The organism is Virgibacillus byunsanensis, assembly GCF_042675965.1.
In the GTDB taxonomy this organism is placed as follows: Bacteria; Bacillota; Bacilli; order Bacillales; family Amphibacillaceae; genus Virgibacillus_R; species Virgibacillus_R byunsanensis.
In genome coordinates this window covers 88,798-107,191 of the sequence record NZ_JBHTKJ010000013.1, presented here as the reverse complement: position 1 = coordinate 107,191, position 18,394 = coordinate 88,798, and the positions used below count along the sequence as shown (strand labels likewise).

Genomic DNA, 18,394 nt, shown 5'->3' with positions numbered 1-18,394 from the left:
AGAGGACACACCTGTTCCCATACCGAACACAGAAGTTAAGCTCTCCAGCGCTGATGGTAGTTGGGGCATTGCCCCTGCAAGAGTAGGACGCCGCCAGGCAATAAAAAAAGCTAAGACGCATATATTGCGCCTTAGCTTTTTTGTGTATTTAGAAAACATAATGCAAAGTGTACAAAAGCGTGTTCCATTAGATAACACGCTTTTGTACTTGCTTAGGAAATTATAAAATTGTGATCCTGTGGATAATTTATTGGCTGTGTAAGCCGCGTCCAGCTCCAGCGCCCAACGACTAGTGGGCTTCCTTATCCTCCTTACGATAAGTCAACATCGAATCGCTTCCGCTCTTCGTGTTTCCTTTATCTCATGCGGATAAGTCCAGCCCATACGTCGCTAAACGGGCGCTTACGCTTTTGTACTTTATCTTTTCAGCTAGCTTAATCCATTTTGCCCCAGTTGTTGCTGTTGTTGATTACCGTTACCACCCATTTGAGTAACAAACGGAACCATTTTTTGCATTGTTTGGCCAAATGATTGATTATTTTTTGTCATGGTATAATACGTTGCTGCTCCAAGACCTACAGAAGCAATTAAAGGTATCCACATGTTGTTATTTCTTTGCATGATAATCCACCCTTTTAAGTTATTTCCCCCATGCATTTATTAGGATGACACATGGAATAAAAATAATGCTAGGAATCAACTACCAGTTTGAATATGAGGCTTCAGTGGCTGCATTCATACCAGCTAAACGACCTGTCACTAACGCGGATGTAATATTGTAACCTCCAGTGTAACCATGTATGTCCAGGATTTCCCCACAAAAGTACAAACCATGCATTATTTTAGATTGCATTGTATTTGGAACAACTTCCTTTATGGATACTCCACCACCAGTTACAAAGGCTTTGTCTAACGATAAAGAACCATGTACATCAAAGGTGAAATTTTTAATGCTTTGAACAATTGAACGAACGGCCTCTTTAGATACGTTGGCAGCCTTTTGATCGTCATAAACATTATTGATTTTTAAAATATAAGTTAAAAAACGATCGGAAACAATACCCTTTAATAAATTTTTAAATAATTTTTTGGGATTTTGTTCAATGGAGTGTAGTATTTTATTTATTATCTGATCTTCCTTTTCCTCAGGTAATGCATCAATAACCATAGGAACGGAATTTTGTCCTTTTCTCAACTCTTTTACAACGAATTGAGAGCACCTTAGTACTGCAGGACCTGATATGCCAAAGTGTGTAAAAAGCATGTCCATTTGATGAGTGATAATTGGTTTGTTCTTCTTATTTAATACCGTTAAGGCTACATTACGCAATGATAAGCCCTGGAGGCTTTTATCTTTAATGAAGCTTTCAGTTGAAGTGAGAGCAACTTCAGTAGGGTATAGGTCTGTAATAGTATGTCCAGCTTTCTTTGCCCATGCATACCCATCTCCCGTTGAACCTGTATGTGGAACTGCTTTTCCTCCTACAGCTATTACAAGTGATTTTGTTTGTATCTTTGTATTGTCGTCTAAAATAACGGTATGCTCGGAATCCTCATAGTGGACAGCTTTCACAGGAGTGTTCATTCGAACATCAACTTCTAGTTCATGCAGCTTATTGATTAATGCATTCACTACCGTTTTAGCTGAATTTGATACGGGAAACATTCTGCCGTGATCTTCTTCCTTAAGTTCCACTCCCATTCCTTCAAAATAATCGATAATATCATAATTATTAAATATAGAAAATGCACTATATAGAAACTTCCCATTGCCGGGTATATGTTTAATAACTTCATCTTGAGGAAGTCGGTTTGTGACATTACATCTTCCGCCACCAGAAATGGCAAGTTTTCTTCCTAATTTATTTCCTTTTTCAATGAGCATCGCTTTTGCACCATTTTCAGCTGCAGCAATTGAGGCCATTAACCCAGAAGGTCCTCCACCAATAACAATTACATCGTATGACATTCCATTCATTCCTTTCGTTAGTATCTTACCATTTTAAGTGAATGATCCTCAATTTATTGCTTGATTACATATCATAATTTAAAACTTTGTTTCGAAAGTATGTAAGACGAACTGAAAAAGAAACGTTATCTCCTTTAATCGTAAGTATGATAAAATAACCTAGATGGTAATATAAATAGAATCAGGTGAAATAATGTCTAATATAGTAAGAGGAACGATGTTGCTTACAGGTGCAACATTTTTATCTAAATTTTTAGGAATGATATATGTTATTCCATTTTATGGTCTTGTTGGAGAAACTGGAGGTGCATTGTTTTCATATGCATACACTCCTTATAATATATTAATTAGTATTTCCACGATCGGTGTACCACTTGCGGTATCGAAATTTGTGTCTAAATATAATTCCCTTGGTGACTATGAAACAGGAATGCGCATGTTTCGAGCTGGAATCACTTTAATGTCTGTAACTGGTTTCTTAGCCTTTATAACTCTGTTTTTTGGGGCGGAAATATTAGCACAACAAGTTATTCCAGACGATGATTTTAAGAACTCTGTTGCAGATGTAACAGCGGTAATTCGTATGGTTAGTCTTGCATTACTTATTATTCCTGCCATGAGTATTGTCCGTGGATTTTTTCAAGGATATGAATCAATGGGGCCAACTGCTGTTTCACAAGTAATTGAACAGATTGTACGAATTGTATTTTTACTAGGTTCCGCCTTCGTTATATTGAAGGCATTAAATGGAACAATAACTACTGCAGTTAGTTTTGCAACCTTTTCTGCATTTGTAGGAGCACTCGCTTCTTGTGTGGTTCTGTGGATTTACTGGCGTAAAAGAAAATCAAATATTGAAAAGCAAGTACAACAACAAGAGTACACATATGATATACCAACAAAGGATTTATTTCTTGAATTATTTCGTTATGCTGGTCCTTTTGTTTTAGTAGGAATAGCTACTCCATTGTATCAACTTGTTGATATGCTAACTTTTAATCGTGCTATGTTAGCCATAGGAGAAAGCGAAATATCAGATATTGCATATGCGGTTATTAATTTTTATGGACATAAACTGGTGATTATCCCAGTGACGGTAGCTACCGGGCTATCATTAGCTATTATACCCGCGTTAACAAAAACATTTACACAACAGCAACATTCAATATTAAATCAACAGATCAATCAATCATTACAAATTGTACTTGTGCTAGTAGTTCCTGCTGTAGTAGGCCTTTCCATATTATCTGATGTTGCTTATGGTTCCTTATTCGGGTTAGATAATATTGATATAACAGGACCGTTATTAGGTTGGTATGCTCCTGTTGCATTAATGTTTGCACTATTTACCGTGTCAGCTGCTATATTACAAGGAATAAATGAACAACGATTTGCTGTTGTTAGTTTAACAGCAGGTTTTCTAGTGAAAGTTTTATTAAATATATTTCTTATTCATACCTTTGGTGCAAAAGGTGCTATATTTGGGACAGGTCTAGCAGTTGGAATTGCTGTTATATTAAATCTGTTGCGCATAAAATCTGCAATAGATTTTTCCTTTAAACAATCATTCAAGCGCTTTTTATTAATAGGAATCTTCACTCTTATCATGAGCATAACAATTTGGATAACAAGAGGAAGTTTAGGAAACTTTCTTGACTATCATGAATCGCGCTTAGCAGCAGTCATTTTGTTGGCTTTGGGTGTAGGAATAGGTGGAGGAGTCTATTTATGGTTAGGATATAAATCCACATTATTAGAACGTGTTCTAGGTGAACGTGTACGTGTCTTAGACAGAATATTCAAGAGGTAGAAGGAGGTAGGCGATGCGCCTTGACAAGCTGTTAGCGAATACGGGATTCGGCAGTAGAAAAGATGTTAAAGCTTTATTAAAAAAGAAGCAAGTTACGCTAAATGGAAATGTAATTAAAGATAGTAGTGCACATGTTGATCCCGATACAGATTTAATTAAAGTTAATAATACTACTGTTACCTATCAAAAAAATATCTATATCATGATGAATAAGCCACCTGGCTATATTTCCTCTACAGAGGATGTTTGGGATAAAACAGTAATTGAGTTACTCACATCAGACTTACAGCTGTTTAAACCATTTCCAGTGGGGAGACTCGACAAGGATACCGAAGGACTTTTATTAATTACAAATGACGGAGACCTTGCACATCAGTTGGTTTCCCCAAAAAAGAAAGTCGGTAAAACGTATTATGCCAAGGTCAATGGAGAGGTTATAGACAAGGATGTTGATTACTTTAAACAAGGTGTAATGTTAAGAGATGGATATAAGACCAAACCCGCAGATCTTAAGGTTTTAAGAACTGGAGAGGTTTCTGAAATCGAAATAACAATCACAGAGGGGAAATATCATCAGGTAAAGCGTATGTTTGAAGCAGTAGGAAAAAAAGTCGTATACTTAAAAAGGATACGTATGGGTGAGTTGTTATTAGATGATTCTTTACCAGTAGGTTCTTATCGTGAACTCACACAACCTGAATTAGATTTCTGTCTTTCCCTTAAAAATTAAAAAAAGGGCTGACATTTTATATTTAATGTCAGCCTTTTGTATATTTAAAACCTCTAAGATATTTTAACTTTACGATTTGTGATTTTCCAACTACCACGAACAGGACTGTCGACTAAACCATTATGTTGTAAGACTTTTAAATCTCGCTGAATAGTTCGATCTGTGGTATCAAATTCTTCAGCTATTTCAGTAGTGGAAACTGTACCATTATCTCTAATATAAAGGTATACAGCTTTAACTCTGTTCAACATACGAGATGTAGTTTGATTCAAAAAACCACTCCTTAATGAATTCATTAATCTTGTGGGGCTCGTGAATCTGTGTAGTTACTTATATTTTACACCGAAATCGTAAATTGTAAAAGTAGTAATTTTATAATTTATTCAAACTATTCATTTATTCGCTGTTTTGTACGATAAAAAGTATAGGCAAAGTGAGGACTATTTATGACAAATATAGCTCATTTTTTTATTGCTATTCCAATTGATTCATCATTGAGAGGTATGTTAAAAAGTTGGCAATCTGACTTACAAGAATTGCTACCTTATAAACAATGGACACATGAAATGGATTTACACATCACACTAAAGTTTTTAGGGCCAGTTGAAGGAGTGCGTCTTACAAAATTAAAAGAAGCACTATATGCAGTAGAAGATATAGAAACATTTTCTGTTGATGTAGAAAAAGTTGGGGCATTCGGGAATCCAGAAAAACCACGAGTTTTATGGGCTGGAGTTAGCAAAAATGAATCAATTAATACGTTGCAAAAACTTGTAGAAAATATTGCCTCAGAGCACGGTTTTCAACCAGAAAGAAGAGCATATCGTCCGCATATTACCCTTGCGAAAAAGTGGAATTCTTCAGTAGCTGATCATTCATTGGACACGACTAAAAATTTATTTTCAGACAAACAACAATTCACAGTCGATAGAGTCGTTATATTTCAAATCTTTCCGGCACGTTCACCTAAATATGAAGTAATTGCTGAATATAGATTAAAAGAGGGGGATTAAATGACGCAGCTTATTAAATTGCAGGACTATATTACGCGTTATGAATGGGATATTTATCGATATCCAAGTCAATTTATTCGTCTGAAACAGGATAACTGGAAAAAGCTTCATTATATTTGGAGTCATCCTGAAGGGAATCAAACAGAAGAAGAACAGGAAAAGCCAAGTTATCTTTCAAAGTGGAAATCATTCATGAAAAGAAAAGAATTAAAGGAAGAAGAACCTATAAAAGAAAACTCTCTTCCTAAGACAGAAGAGGAGTTAAAGCAGTACTTTCTAAACAAACTCTTTCCCTTTCAATTAAAATGGGCATCTTCAACGGTAACAGACGTATCATTTTTTAATAGTAGTTATTACCAAAATGATACGTTGAAATATTTTTTACAACGATTTCCAGATACATACTTACTCATGTACTATCCTATTTTTAATATAAAAAAGGCACCAGTTGATGGTGAAGTTATTTTAATTAGTCCGATTGGTATAGAAATTATCCAACTAGTAGAGTCACATCCACATACGACGTTTAAAGCCGGAGACGAACGAACATGGGAAGTAGAAAAAGACAGTAAACAAACAAACATGTTAAGCCCAATGATCGCTTTAAAACGAACAGAACAAATTGTGAAGAGTCTTTTACATGCAAATAATATAGAGTTTCCAATAACGAAAGTCATCTTATCTCGAACAAATCATATTATTTATAGTTCTGAGCCTTACAAAACCAAAATTTTTGGTAAACAATCATATGAAAAATGGTTTCAGGAGAAAAGAACTCTAGTTGCACCGTTAAAAAACAGGCAATTGAAGGCAGCAGAAATACTGCTTAAAAATTGTCAAACAACTGCTGTAAAACGTCCGGAATGGGAAGAGGATACAAGTATTTTCTCACTTGATGATGAGGAAGTGTAAATGTATATATTTATTATAAATCCAACCGCTGGATATGGACGAGCCAGACGAATATTTTCTAAAATTAAAAAAAGCGTACTATTTTCTACCATAAATAGCACTTATTTTTATACAAGTTACGAAGGACAAGCTGAAGAAATAGCTATAGACATTATTAAATCCAGCTATCATCATATAAATTGTGTAATTGTCATTGGTGGAGATGGAACACTTCATGAAGTGATTAATGGTCTTTGCAATCGACTCCCTGTTTCCTTTATACCAGGCGGTTCTGGAAATGACTTTGCTAGAGGATGTTCGATTAAAGGTTCTCCTATGTATATATTCAGGCAAATTATTACAGAACAACTACAAATCCCATATTGGTGTGGCACTTATCAAATGGACAATGATAAAGACCGGCTTTTTGTTAATAGTATGGGTTTTGGGTTTGATGCTGAGATTGCAAGGCATGCAAATGAATCTAATTATAAAAAAGTTCTCAATAGGTTGGGACTAGGAAAAATCAGCTATGTTATCGCACTAATTTACGTATTAATGCATTTTAAGCCATTTTCTTTAGGCATGGAGAGAGAGGGAGAAAAATGCATCATACATGATTGTTGGATGGTGACCCTGACAAACCATCCATTTTATGGTGGCGGTATGAAAATAATACCAGACGCCACTATCCAACCAAATGAGTTTCCAGTATTGATTATACGAGGAATTTCAAAATGGAAGGTTTTAGGGTTCTTTTTAACAGTGTTTGTCGGTAAGCATATTAACTTTAAAGAGGTTGAATTGTTTACTACAAGTACTCTAACTATTCATTCAAATGATACATTATGGTATCAGGTTGATGGTCAAACAAATACATGCAGAACTAGTCAAATAAGTAAAACATCCGATCCAATACTTGTTAATGGTAAATTTAACGTACAAACACCTTGAAATAGTTGGTGATTTTCGGTAACCTATTCTCATGTTTGTAATTTTTGTTTCATCACTTTAAAATTAATGGTTAGATGCCTAATTTAGGAAAGATTTGAGGAATATAAATTGAATTGGCTTAAACAAGCAATCGGTAAAGAATGGACGATCACCCCTGCTGGTGGGCTAACTGGAGACGCCTATGTAGCAGATAATAAAAAAAGAAGATTATTTATTAAGCGTAATTCATCACCTTTTTTAGCAGTATTATCTGCAGAAGGTATCGTTCCTAAACTGATGTGGACGAAACGTTTGGAAAACGGGGATGTCATTACTGCACAAGAATGGTTAGAAGGAAGAGAATTAAAACCAGAAGAGATGCAGCATCAACAGGTTGCTGATTTGTTATATAAAATACATCATTCCTCTGAATTATTGCATATGCTTATGCGTATGGGAAAAAAACCTGTCACATCAGACGATAGCCTTGGGTATATAAAAGAAAGATTGCAAGTGAATGGGTTAACGTCAAAGTACAGTGAAATTCAAGTGGCATTGCAACTCTTAGAGGAACTATTACCCGTTACACGAAATCAAAAACAGGTAGTCTGTCATTGCGATCTGAATCATAACAACTTATTAGTTACGAAACAAGGACATCTTTATTTAGTTGATTGGGATAATGCAATGATTGCCGATCCTATGATGGATTTCGGGATGTTGTTAAAATGGTATGTTCCAAAGGAAAAATGGAATAGTTGGTTACAAAAATACGGTGTAACCAACAATAAACAGTTAATGCAAAGAATGTACTGGTACCTGATTCTAAATACACTTCAATATTTAAGTTGGCATAGTGAACGCAACGAGAATACAAAGGCAATGAATAGATTAGACGACTTGCGAGAGTATATAACAAACATGTAAAATTATAATTCTACATCTGTTTGTTGAATTGCATGTATCCAATTTTCGATATTATGTTTATTGGTCGTAATGTGTTCTTCAAGGTTTTGAACAATCTCACCTTGTCGTCCATAATTATAGATTTCAGGCAATAATTGTAGAAGTTGTTCATCCGTAATGCTATTTTTAGAAATCATCGATTGAATCAATCGTTTTATCTGCTGATATTCAGATATGTTACCATAGCAATCTTCTGTTTGTTCACTTAAAATATCATGTAGTAACATAAGTTGATTATTAACAGTTAATGTCATTAAATTTCACCTCCTAGCATAGTGTTGACAGATTTTATATATTCTATGCTGTAGGGAATTAGTGATTTAAAAATAAAGTGAGGTATAATTTCATGCGTCAACGCCATAAACCGTGGGCTGATGACTTTCTCAAAGAAAACAGCCACATCGTAATACCAGAATCGAATTTACAAAAAGGAAAATGGAAAGAACTATTTGGGAACTCAAATCCTATACATGTAGAAATCGGTACAGGTAAAGGTCAATTTATTACCGGTATGGCAGAACAATTTCCAAATATCAACTTTATTGGGATAGAGGTTGTAAAAAGCATTGTAGTTAATGCAGCCCAAAAAGTTATCGAATCAGGACAGAAAAATATTATATTATTGAATGAAGATGCAAATGATTTACGGGAATTTTTTGCCGAACATGAAATAGCAACTATTTATTTGAATTTTTCAGATCCGTGGCCAAAAAATCGACATGAGAAAAGAAGATTAACTTACCATACATTTCTAGAACAATATAAAAATGTATTAATGACCAATGGGGAACTAATTTTTAAAACGGATAATCAGGGACTTTTTGAATATTCGTTAGTTAGTTTTTCTAAGTTTGGTATGAATTTTGAAGAAGTTAACCTGGATCTGCATAAACTACATGATCCAGAAAACATTATGACGGAGTATGAGGAAAAGTTTTCTGCAAAAGGGCAGCGTATTTATCGCAGTCGCGTAACATTTTAGAAAGTTTCTTCATCTGTCACTTAAAAGAATCCACTTTACTGGGTTCTTTTTTAAAAGTAAAGAAAGTATATAGAGGGAGTATAAAACTTGAAAGTTTTGTACATTTATCTACAGAATCGGCCATGTCCAGCTCTAGCGCCTAGACACTCGGGGACATAAGCAGTTCGACTTGGGTAAAAGCATCCACACTACGCGATATGCTTGTCGTGTCTTTCAAGGCGCTTTCGCTTTTGTTCTTGTCTAGGAAATTATAAAATTAGGAGCCTGTGGATAATTTATTTACTGCTTAAGCCACGTCCAGCTCCAGCGCCCAGCGACTAGTGGGCTTCCTGATCCTCCTTACGATAAGTCAACATCGATTCGCTACCACTCTTCGTGTTTCCTTTATCTCATGCGGATAAGTCCAGCCCATACGTCGCTAAACGGGCGCTTTCGCTTTTGTTCTTGCACGAATTCTTTCCATTAGCTACACTTGTACTATACAAAGGGAGGATGTAATAATGGAAACACTTCAAGTTGGACGCGCAACATTAACATGGTTAAATGGTGGGGTTAATTTTTTGGACGGGGGTGCCATGTTTGGGGTCGTACCAAAAGCATTATGGTCAAAGAAATATCCCCATAATGAAAAAAACCAAATAGAATTACGAACGGATCCAATTCTCTTACAAATTGATGGAAAGAACTTTATCATTGACTCTGGTATGGGGAATGAGAAATTGACTGAAAAGCAGTTACGTAATTTTGGTGTGTTGGAAGAATCGTCAGTAGAAAAATCTTTATCTCAACTAGGGCTATCCTTAGAAGATATAGATGCAGTATTAATGACACACTTACACTTTGATCATGCATGTGGATTAACAAAGCCTGTTGGTGATACATATGAACCAGTATTTATGAATGCTACTATTTATACTTCAGCAGTTGAATGGGATGAAATGAGAAATCCTAATATTCGTTCTGCAAATACATATTGGAAAATAAATTGGGAACCTATTGTGGGTCAGGTTCAAACATTTGAAAATGAATTGGAAATTGTCGATGGTTTAAAAATGATTCACACAAGCGGTCATAGTGATGGTCATTGTATTCTTGTTTTTGAAGATGCTCAAGACTGCTTTATCCATATGGCTGATATTATGCCAACACATGCACATCAAAACAAACTATGGGCATTAGCTTATGACGATTATCCCGTGTCATCTGTTCATCAAAAGGAAAAATGGATGGATATTGGTTATAAAAAACAGGCATGGTATACGTTTTATCATGATGCTTATCTTAGAGCAATTAAATATGATGAGACAGGAAAGAGAATCGATTCGATAGAGCGAAAGCGATATGAGTATAAGTAAGTTCAAGTTGTATTAGCATTAAAAATAGCTACTCCATAAGAGTAGCTATTTTTAATTCAGGCTGTTTGAACTGAACTAATGACAGCTCCAGTTTCCACATCAACATGAAATTCGTATTGCTTATTTTCACCGTCAACATTTCGTGTTACACCACCACGATAAGCAGTATAGTAAAGACCATCTTTTTCTATGTCCTCGGGTTTCATATAAATCCAAGAACCACTTATAGGACCTTGCTTTTTAAACGTTTCTTTTGCATTTTTTAATGCCTTCTCTGGTGTCACTTTTTGATACTGATCAATTTGCTGTTTAGCTAAGTACCCGACTGCTACCCCTAAACCGGCAGCAAGAACCGCTCTTTTTACACTCATCTTATTCCACCTCTAGCTAAAATTTAGTATTAATTTCAGTACTTCACCTTAATTATTAGTATACCTAAAATAATCGAAAATGAAAAACATAGAAAATGGTGAAGAGTGGAAAAGGCGTAATAGTTTCCGTTATAATAGGTAAAGAACACAGATTTGGGATGGAGGAATACATATGAAGCAAGACACGATGGATTTATTCAAAACATTAACAGAACTACAAGGTGCCCCAGGAAATGAACATTTGGTTAGAGCTTTTATGAAAGATGAGCTATCAAAATACTCGGATGAAGTGATCCAAGATAATCTGGGCGGAGTATTTGGTGTTAAACAGGGGAATGGACCAAAGGTTATGGTAGCAGGGCACATGGACGAAGTTGGGTTCATGGTTACCCAAATAACAGATAATGGAATGATTCGCTTTCAACCATTAGGTGGTTGGTGGAGCCAAGTATTACTTGCACAGCGTGTTCAAGTTATGACTGATAATGGTCCAGTTACAGGGGTTATTGGTTCTATTCCACCACATAATTTAACAGAAGAACAACGTAAGAAACCAATGGAAATTAAAAATATGTTAATTGATATTGGTGCCGATGATAAGAAAGATGTAGAAAAGATTGGTGTAAAACCAGGACATCCAGTAGTACCTATATGTCCATTCACTCCAATGGCTAATGATAAGAAAATACTTGCTAAAGCTTGGGATAACCGTTATGGGTGTGGGCTTTCGATTGAACTATTAAAGGAACTTCAAAATGAGACGATACCAAATCAACTGTTTTCAGGTGCGACAGTTCAGGAAGAAGTTGGTTTACGTGGTGCACAAGTAGCAGCAAATATGATCCAACCTGATATTTTCTTTGCACTGGATGCATCTCCAGCTAATGATATGTCTGGTGATGAAAAGGAATTTGGACAACTTGGTAAGGGAGCATTACTACGAATCTTTGATCGAACCATGATTACTCATCGTGGAATGAAGGATTTCGTCTTAGATACTGCTGAATCCAATAAAATTCCTTACCAATACTTTATCTCACAAGGCGGAACAGATGCAGGGCGAGTACATATTTCAAATGACGGTGTACCATCTGCTGTAGTCGGTATTTGTTCTCGTTATATTCATACAGCTGCATCGATGATTCATGTTGATGATTACCAAGCTGCAAAAGAATTAATCGTAAATCTTGTTAAATCAACTGATCAAAGTACAGTAGATAGTATCCGTAAATCTAGTTAATTTGTATGACTGTTACCATTATTGTGGTAGCAGTTTAGCGTTGTTGCAGGGAGAGTTTTCCCCAATCAAACAAAAAGAAACGTGAGGAATTTGTATGAAACTGATTATCGGTTCAAAAAATCCAACAAAAATTCAAGCAGTAGAAAATATATTTCCAGGAAATGAAGTTATTTCAGTTGACGTTCCTTCTGACGTTAATGCACAACCATTTTCTGATGAGGAAACTAGAAAAGGTGCGATTAACCGGGCAACACACAGTTTAGAAAAGACCCCAGATGCTATCGGAGTCGGACTTGAAGGTGGTGTCATGTATGTAGAGGAGCAATTATTTTTATGTAACTGGGGCGCCATTGTAACAAAGGATAATCAGATTATAACTGCAAGTGGTGCCCGGATAGCACTCCCTCAGGAAATTGATGATCAATTAAAACAAGGGTATGAGCTGGGTGATGTCATGGATAGATATGCAAACAAACAAGGTGTACGTAAAAATGAAGGAGCAATTGGTATCTTTACAAGTGACTTTGTTTCCAGACAGGAAATGTTTACTCATGTTGTAAAATTATTAAGAGGCCAATGGGAATACTTTACATAAGAGAAGCAGCGGAATTATCTCCGCTGCTTTTTCTTACTCATATATATAACTTAAGACGTCTAATGCTTGATCTATAGTATCAACCGTAACATTGGCTTTATTGGATAATTCCTTTAGTGGATGAATTAATGATTTTGGTCTTACAATAATTGTAGGTTTATTTAACGAAATCGCCGTACTTGCATCCATTGCGGTATTCCATTGTTTGTATTGCTCACCAAATAATACAATTACTACATCTGATTTTTGTAGCAATACCTGTGTCCTAAAGTTATTGATACTTGATGCTGCATCATCTTTATAATAGTTTCCAGGTTGTTCACCTAAAATATCTTCCCCAACATTGTCTGAGCGCTCATGATTTGTTTGAGGTGCAACAAAGGTTAAGGGAAGATTTTTGTCTCCAGCCTTTTTCTTTACCTGCTCACGCCAATCATCGTGAATCTGTCCAGCTAAATAAACTGTTAATTCCATAAAAACCCCTCCAAAATATTACTTTTTATCTAATTCTATAATATACACAATCCTTGCTTTTATAAAGCATTCTACTTATAAACTTGTATTTTATTAAAAAAATAGTATTATGAAAAGAGGGTATAAAGTACTATAAATTCAGGGGGGTTCCTATTGAACTATATAACAAGTATGGCATCGGTAGCATTTATTCTGCTTTTTATTGTTGGATGTAGCCCTCAGACTGAGGAAGATGTTTTACAGGATACTAAAGAAGCTGCTATGAATACATTTGAAGATGAAGAAACTATTGAAGCAAATCATGAGATCGACTCTTTCTCATTTTATTTACCTAATGACTTAGAAGTGGTAGAAGAAGATGTGTTTAATGTAATTTTAGAAGATGGAGACCAAACATATATTGTCTTTTATAATAATTTAGAGAGCCCTTTAAGTGAATTACACTATAATAGTGCTAAAAATGATAAATCAGTATTGTATGAATCTTTTAAAGACGGGGAAAAGTTCGGCTATATACGAGTTGTCCCTGGGGATGATGAAGACTATGAGATTCAAATAGGTGTCGGAGGAGTTAAAATTACGACATACACAACATTAGGGGATCTAGACAATGAAGCACCAGAGTTGATGAAAATTGCTCGATCCATTGCGGAATCAGAAAAAAAATAGTACTTTTGTTTATAAAGACTGTCCAAATCGGAGGGTCTTTTTGTTGGTATAGAAAACTATAAAATGTGAAATCTCGAATATTAATAACTGTGTAAGCCACGACCTGCTCCGACGTATGGGACAAGGAATGCATCGACAGTGAAACATCGCACGCAGAAAAACGCTTTTTTTGGAAGGACGTAGTGTTTTCATCAACCAGTGCCTAAATACTCGAGACATAAACAGTTCGACTCCGTGTGGTAAAGGAATCCACACTACGCCACCTGTTTATGCTTCTGTTCATAGTTCATGTTAATTGAATCTAAACAAAAACAAAGATATGATAATATTGGAGGATGATATTTATGCAAACATTAGAATCAATAGAACAATTACAAGATATAATAGAAAAAGAAAAAGTGGTAACTTTATTTTCAGCAGACTGGTGCCCAGATTGTCGTATTATAGAACCTATTTTACCTGAAATAGAAGAACAATACAGTGAATTCACATTTGTATTAATAGATCGCGATCAGTTTATTGACCTGTGCCAGGAATATGATGTTTTTGGTATTCCTAGTTTTATTGTATTTAAAAATGGAAAAGAAGTAGATCGGTTCGTTAGCAAGAACCGTAAATCAAAAGAAGAAATTATTGAATTTATGGAGGGTATACCAAAGTAATCATGAAAATGACTAGTTTAAAAATGAAACAGATACTTGAGGAACGTCTTTCAAATCCCGCATACAGAACCTCGTATAAAAGAGATAAAGATACGTTTCGTGTCGAATGGGAAGCATCTAAGCAAGGAATTACCATCACCTTACCAAATGTAGTTTCGAAATATAATCAACGTGGTGACCAAGCAATTGAGGAACTAGTAGATCATGTAACAGAGGCATTGCGAATTATGAATGAAGAGCATGAATTAACAGGTATGGAAAAAAATATATTTCCAGTTATCCGTGCTACATCGTTCGCTACTGAAACGAACACAGGAACAGCATTAGTATGTAAAGAACATACGGCAGAAACACGTATCTATTATGCACTGGATTTAGGAAAGTCTTATCGGTTAATCGATGAATTAATGCTTGAAAATGAAGGATGGTCAACTGATCGAATTGATGAAATTGCTACTTTTAACATCCGATCTTTAGCAAATGATTATAAAAAAGATACAGTAGCGGATAATGATTTTTACTTTGTAGCTAAACAAGATGGTTATGATGCTAGTCGAATATTAAATGAAGCTTTTTTAGAGGAAATGAAAGCTAATAGCACAGGGGAATTAGCAGTTGCTGTTCCACATCAAGATGTTTTGATTATTGCCGATATCCAAAACAAAGCAGGATATGATATATTAGCACAGATGACTATGAAGTTTTTTGCTGAGGGAAGGATTCCAATCACATCACTTCCATTTATTTACGAAGATAAAAAACTGGACCCCGTATTTATTCTTGCAAAAAATCGACCAGAAAAGAAAAAGTAAAGGATGATTTAAATGGATGTGTTTTATAATCCTAAAGGTGTAGGAGACGTTTTAATAATCCCATTAGAAGAAGGGAACCGTTATGATGTACACCATGAAAATAGTGGAGATATTACAAAAATAACGGATAGTAAAGGTACTATTCTTGGTTATAACATTTTCCATGCATCAACTTATTTTAATATAGATGATACAGGGAAAATACCAATGACAGAATCATTGGTGAACCAATTAAAACAGTTGTTTCAAAATAATAACGTAAGTGATCCACTCGATTTTGATCTAAGTCCTAAATTTGTAATCGGTTATGTAAAAGATAAAAGCCAACATGAAAATGCGGATAAACTAAGCGTTTGCCAGGTCGATGTCGGTGATGAAACGCTACAGATTGTTTGTGGTGCACCAAATGTTGCACAAGATCAGAAAGTTGTAGTAGCAAAAGTTGGTGCTACAATGCCAAGTGGATTAAAAATCAAACCGACAGAACTACGTGGGGTTCCATCGAATGGTATGATATGCTCTCAAAAAGAGCTTGGATTACCGAATGCACCAAAGGAAAAAGGTATCTATGTATTAGACAATCATTATAGAGTCGGAAGTAATTTTGAATTTTAAACTAGAAGCAACCTAGGTCAAATACTAGACATAGGTTGTTTTTACTTTTTTCTCTACAAACCTTTATGAAAACTGATAGAATAGTAATAAGGATTATTCATAAGTAAGGAATGAGTGAATATATGTGGAATCAGTGGGTAAAGAAAATAAAAGAATTATTTGATACGGAAAAAGATGAGCCGATACATAATCAGCAATCGACCAAACTGGACAATGAAATACGGTCAAAAGTGACATACCAATATCCTAATAAAAATACGTTTCGTTTTCCAGTTATTCCTGATCAACAGGAACCAGGAAACACTAGTGATACACCAGCTTTCCAGCGAAAAAGAAGGAAAAGATCAACCGATTCAAATGAAACGCAAAGAGAGAATAGTCGAGAAGAAACAGCTCAGACACAAAAAGTTTCCATTGGAACAAAAAAAGAAGGCTTTAGTACACCGTTTCGTCCAACTGAAGTTCCATCACCGATTTATGGATATCAGCCAAGATACAAGACTAAAAAAATTGATAATGAACCAGCATTTGTTCGAAATCAAGTAGACTCTCATCAAAATGATTTGAATCCTAAAGAAGAGATGAAAGAAGAGGTAGTTAATCAAGAAAACGAAGAAAGTACAACATCCATTTTAAAAGAAGATTCTATTGAAGCTGCTAAACCAGAACAATCCACTAATCAAGAAATAAAGCGAACTAAACGAAATGAAAGACGCTCTCGTCAAGAAAGAAAGAAAAAGCGTTCAACTAATAATCATGTTCCATTCAATGTAATGATGTCTGCAAACGATAAGAGAAGACAAGTTGAGAGAGTGAGATCAACTTATAGTAAAGAACAAGAGTACCATTCGAAAGAGGAAGGCCTTCATTCTATTCCATATTATTTACTAAATGATCCTGTTTCTAACAATGAGCAGGATCAACTATGGGTAAGAAACCAACAAGAGTTATTAGAAAAAACGTTAAAGCACTTTAATGTGCGGGCCACCGTCGTCAACACTACCCAGGGCCCATCTGTAACCAGGTTTGAAGTCCAACCAGAACTGGGTGTGAAAGTTAGCAAGGTAAAAAATCTAAGTGACGATTTAAAACTAAATATGGCTGCAAAAGATATTCGGATTGAGGCACCAATTCCTGGTAAAAATACGATTGGAATTGAGATTCCTAATCCTAATCCACAAATGGTTGGTTTACAGGAAATATTTGGAAACAGTTCATTTAAAGATAATCCATCTCCATTAACTATTGGCCTAGGATTAAATATTGAAGGGGAGCCACTGATAACAAATATTCAAAAGATGCCCCATGGGTTAATAGCTGGTGCAACAGGATCAGGGAAAAGTGTGTGCATTAATACTATTTTAGTAAGCCTATTGTATAAAGCTAACCATGAAGATGTTAAATTCTTATTGATAGATCCCAAGATGGTGGAGTTAGCACCTTATAATGGTATACCACACTTACTCTCACCTGTAATAACGGATGTAAAGGCTGCAACAATGGCACTGAAATGGGCTGTAAGAGAGATGGAAGAACGCTATGATAAATTAGCAAAAGAGGGAGTCCGAGATATTGAAAAGTTTAACCAGAAAATGGTTAAACAACAACGTAAAGAAGAAAAGATGCCGTTTGTTGTAATTGTAATTGACGAATTAGCAGATTTAATGATGGTTTCACCACAGGATGTGGAAGATGCTATTAGTCGTATTGCCCAAAAGGCCAGGGCTTGTGGTATCCATTTATTGTTAGCTACACAGCGTCCTTCTGTTGATGTTATTACGGGCCTTATCAAAGCCAATATACCAACAAGAATTGCATTTAGTGTTTCATCACAGGTGGACTCTCGAACGATCATTGACACAAGTGGAGCAGAGAAATTGTTAGGTAAAGGCGATATGTTATTTAATGAAAATGGAACAGGGAAAAATGTACGTTTGCAAGGAGCATTTGTATCAGATGAGGAAATAGAGAGAATTACAGATTATGCACGTTCTATGGCTGAACCGAATTATATATTTGAACAAGAGCAATTATTACAGCAAATAGAATCAGATGAAGAGGATGTAGACGACCTTCTAGAAGAAGCAATTAGATTTGTAGTTCATCATAATAGTGCAAGTACATCCTTGCTACAACGTCAATTTAAAATAGGTTACAATAGAGCTGCTAGGTTAATGGATTCTATGGAAGCTAATGGAATTATTGCAGGACAAAACGGAAGTAAACCAAGAGATGTACTAGTAACTCCTGCTCAAGCAGAAGAAATCTATCATGCTTAAACCTAATTTAATACTTGTTAAGTTACAT

General features: G+C 35.4%; 21 protein-coding genes and 1 rRNA gene. 16 read left to right on the top strand and 6 right to left on the bottom strand.

The window, feature by feature from the left end:
- Positions 1 to 99 (top strand): 5S ribosomal RNA (gene rrf / locus ACFQ3N_RS07170); the annotation flags it as partial.
- 330 nt (positions 100 to 429) lie between these two features.
- Here the strand turns inward: rrf and ACFQ3N_RS07165 are convergent.
- A complete protein-coding gene (locus tag ACFQ3N_RS07165; RefSeq protein WP_390360947.1) occupies positions 430 to 621 on the bottom strand; it encodes a hypothetical protein in 192 nt (63 codons plus the stop codon).
- 79 nt (positions 622 to 700) lie between these two features.
- The gene (locus ACFQ3N_RS07160; RefSeq protein WP_390360945.1) at positions 701 to 1,969 is read right to left on the bottom strand and encodes a BaiN/RdsA family NAD(P)/FAD-dependent oxidoreductase; all 1,269 of its coding nucleotides are present in this window, start codon (positions 1,967 to 1,969) and stop codon (positions 701 to 703) included.
- Positions 1,970 to 2,162: 193 nt separating this feature from the next.
- On the opposite strand from ACFQ3N_RS07160, the gene ACFQ3N_RS07155 reads away from it, so the two are divergent.
- Positions 2,163 to 3,779 (top strand): putative polysaccharide biosynthesis protein, encoded by a 1,617-nt coding sequence (locus tag ACFQ3N_RS07155; RefSeq protein ID WP_390360943.1) that lies wholly within the window; start codon positions 2,163 to 2,165, stop codon positions 3,777 to 3,779.
- A gap of 13 nt (positions 3,780 to 3,792) precedes the next feature.
- Positions 3,793 to 4,509, top strand: coding sequence for a pseudouridine synthase (locus ACFQ3N_RS07150; protein WP_390360941.1), 717 nt, complete (start codon positions 3,793 to 3,795; stop codon positions 4,507 to 4,509).
- A gap of 53 nt (positions 4,510 to 4,562) precedes the next feature.
- On the opposite strand, the gene ACFQ3N_RS07145 is transcribed toward ACFQ3N_RS07150, so the two are convergent.
- Positions 4,563 to 4,781 (bottom strand): DeoR family transcriptional regulator, encoded by a 219-nt coding sequence (locus tag ACFQ3N_RS07145; protein ID WP_390360939.1) that lies wholly within the window; start codon positions 4,779 to 4,781, stop codon positions 4,563 to 4,565.
- A 174-nt stretch (positions 4,782 to 4,955) separates the two neighbouring features.
- Between ACFQ3N_RS07145 and thpR the strand changes: the two genes are divergently transcribed.
- The 4 genes from thpR to ACFQ3N_RS07125 all read left to right on the top strand — a co-directional run bounded on the left by thpR (position 4,956) and on the right by ACFQ3N_RS07125 (position 8,273).
- Positions 4,956 to 5,522, top strand: coding sequence for an RNA 2',3'-cyclic phosphodiesterase (gene thpR / locus ACFQ3N_RS07140; RefSeq protein ID WP_390360937.1), 567 nt, complete (start codon positions 4,956 to 4,958; stop codon positions 5,520 to 5,522).
- Positions 5,523 to 6,434: an NERD domain-containing protein gene (locus tag ACFQ3N_RS07135; protein ID WP_390360935.1), complete on the top strand. Its 912-nt coding sequence runs from the start codon at positions 5,523 to 5,525 to the stop codon at positions 6,432 to 6,434.
- On the top strand, positions 6,435 to 7,367 hold the full coding sequence (locus ACFQ3N_RS07130; protein WP_390360933.1) for a diacylglycerol/lipid kinase family protein: 933 nt from the start codon (positions 6,435 to 6,437) through the stop codon (positions 7,365 to 7,367). It abuts the gene before it with no gap.
- A gap of 108 nt (positions 7,368 to 7,475) precedes the next feature.
- Positions 7,476 to 8,273 (top strand): phosphotransferase, encoded by a 798-nt coding sequence (locus tag ACFQ3N_RS07125; protein ID WP_390360931.1) that lies wholly within the window; start codon positions 7,476 to 7,478, stop codon positions 8,271 to 8,273.
- Between the two features lie 2 nt (positions 8,274 to 8,275).
- Here the strand turns inward: ACFQ3N_RS07125 and ACFQ3N_RS07120 are convergent, their stop codons facing one another.
- Positions 8,276 to 8,566, bottom strand: a complete 291-nt coding sequence (locus ACFQ3N_RS07120; RefSeq protein ID WP_390360929.1) for a YtzH-like family protein — start codon at positions 8,564 to 8,566, stop codon at positions 8,276 to 8,278.
- A 92-nt stretch (positions 8,567 to 8,658) separates the two neighbouring features.
- Here ACFQ3N_RS07120 and trmB point away from each other — a divergent pair, with 92 nt between their 5' ends.
- A complete protein-coding gene (gene trmB / locus ACFQ3N_RS07115; protein WP_390360927.1) occupies positions 8,659 to 9,294 on the top strand; it encodes a tRNA (guanosine(46)-N7)-methyltransferase TrmB in 636 nt (211 codons plus the stop codon).
- A gap of 500 nt (positions 9,295 to 9,794) precedes the next feature.
- On the top strand, positions 9,795 to 10,649 hold the full coding sequence (locus tag ACFQ3N_RS07110) for a YtnP family quorum-quenching lactonase (protein ID WP_390360925.1): 855 nt from the start codon (positions 9,795 to 9,797) through the stop codon (positions 10,647 to 10,649).
- 56 nt (positions 10,650 to 10,705) lie between these two features.
- On the opposite strand, the gene ACFQ3N_RS07105 is transcribed toward ACFQ3N_RS07110, so the two are convergent.
- A complete protein-coding gene (locus ACFQ3N_RS07105) occupies positions 10,706 to 11,020 on the bottom strand; it encodes a PepSY domain-containing protein (protein ID WP_390360923.1) in 315 nt (104 codons plus the stop codon).
- Between the two features lie 172 nt (positions 11,021 to 11,192).
- Here ACFQ3N_RS07105 and ACFQ3N_RS07100 point away from each other — a divergent pair, with 172 nt between their 5' ends.
- The gene (locus ACFQ3N_RS07100; protein ID WP_390360921.1) at positions 11,193 to 12,260 is read left to right on the top strand and encodes a M42 family metallopeptidase; all 1,068 of its coding nucleotides are present in this window, start codon (positions 11,193 to 11,195) and stop codon (positions 12,258 to 12,260) included.
- A 94-nt stretch (positions 12,261 to 12,354) separates the two neighbouring features.
- A complete protein-coding gene (locus ACFQ3N_RS07095; RefSeq protein ID WP_390360919.1) occupies positions 12,355 to 12,855 on the top strand; it encodes a DUF84 family protein in 501 nt (166 codons plus the stop codon).
- A gap of 33 nt (positions 12,856 to 12,888) precedes the next feature.
- Here the strand turns inward: ACFQ3N_RS07095 and ACFQ3N_RS07090 are convergent, their stop codons facing one another.
- Positions 12,889 to 13,329 (bottom strand): YtoQ family protein, encoded by a 441-nt coding sequence (locus tag ACFQ3N_RS07090; RefSeq protein WP_390360917.1) that lies wholly within the window; start codon positions 13,327 to 13,329, stop codon positions 12,889 to 12,891.
- Between the two features lie 153 nt (positions 13,330 to 13,482).
- On the opposite strand from ACFQ3N_RS07090, the gene ACFQ3N_RS07085 reads away from it, so the two are divergent.
- The 5 genes from ACFQ3N_RS07085 (at position 13,483) to ACFQ3N_RS07065 (ending at position 18,366) form a co-directional block, all read left to right on the top strand.
- Positions 13,483 to 13,998 (top strand): hypothetical protein, encoded by a 516-nt coding sequence (locus ACFQ3N_RS07085; RefSeq protein WP_390360915.1) that lies wholly within the window; start codon positions 13,483 to 13,485, stop codon positions 13,996 to 13,998.
- Positions 13,999 to 14,342: 344 nt separating this feature from the next.
- Entirely contained in the window at positions 14,343 to 14,660 is a 318-nt protein-coding gene (locus tag ACFQ3N_RS07080; protein WP_390360913.1) for a thioredoxin family protein, read from the top strand.
- Positions 14,661 to 14,662: 2 nt separating this feature from the next.
- Entirely contained in the window at positions 14,663 to 15,472 is an 810-nt protein-coding gene (locus ACFQ3N_RS07075; protein WP_390360911.1) for a DUF1444 domain-containing protein, read from the top strand.
- 12 nt (positions 15,473 to 15,484) lie between these two features.
- Positions 15,485 to 16,087, top strand: coding sequence for a YtpR family tRNA-binding protein (ytpR, locus tag ACFQ3N_RS07070; protein WP_390360910.1), 603 nt, complete (start codon positions 15,485 to 15,487; stop codon positions 16,085 to 16,087).
- 110 nt (positions 16,088 to 16,197) lie between these two features.
- Positions 16,198 to 18,366 (top strand): DNA translocase FtsK, encoded by a 2,169-nt coding sequence (locus ACFQ3N_RS07065; RefSeq protein ID WP_390360908.1) that lies wholly within the window; start codon positions 16,198 to 16,200, stop codon positions 18,364 to 18,366.
- The last annotated feature ends 28 nt before the right edge of the window (positions 18,367 to 18,394 follow it).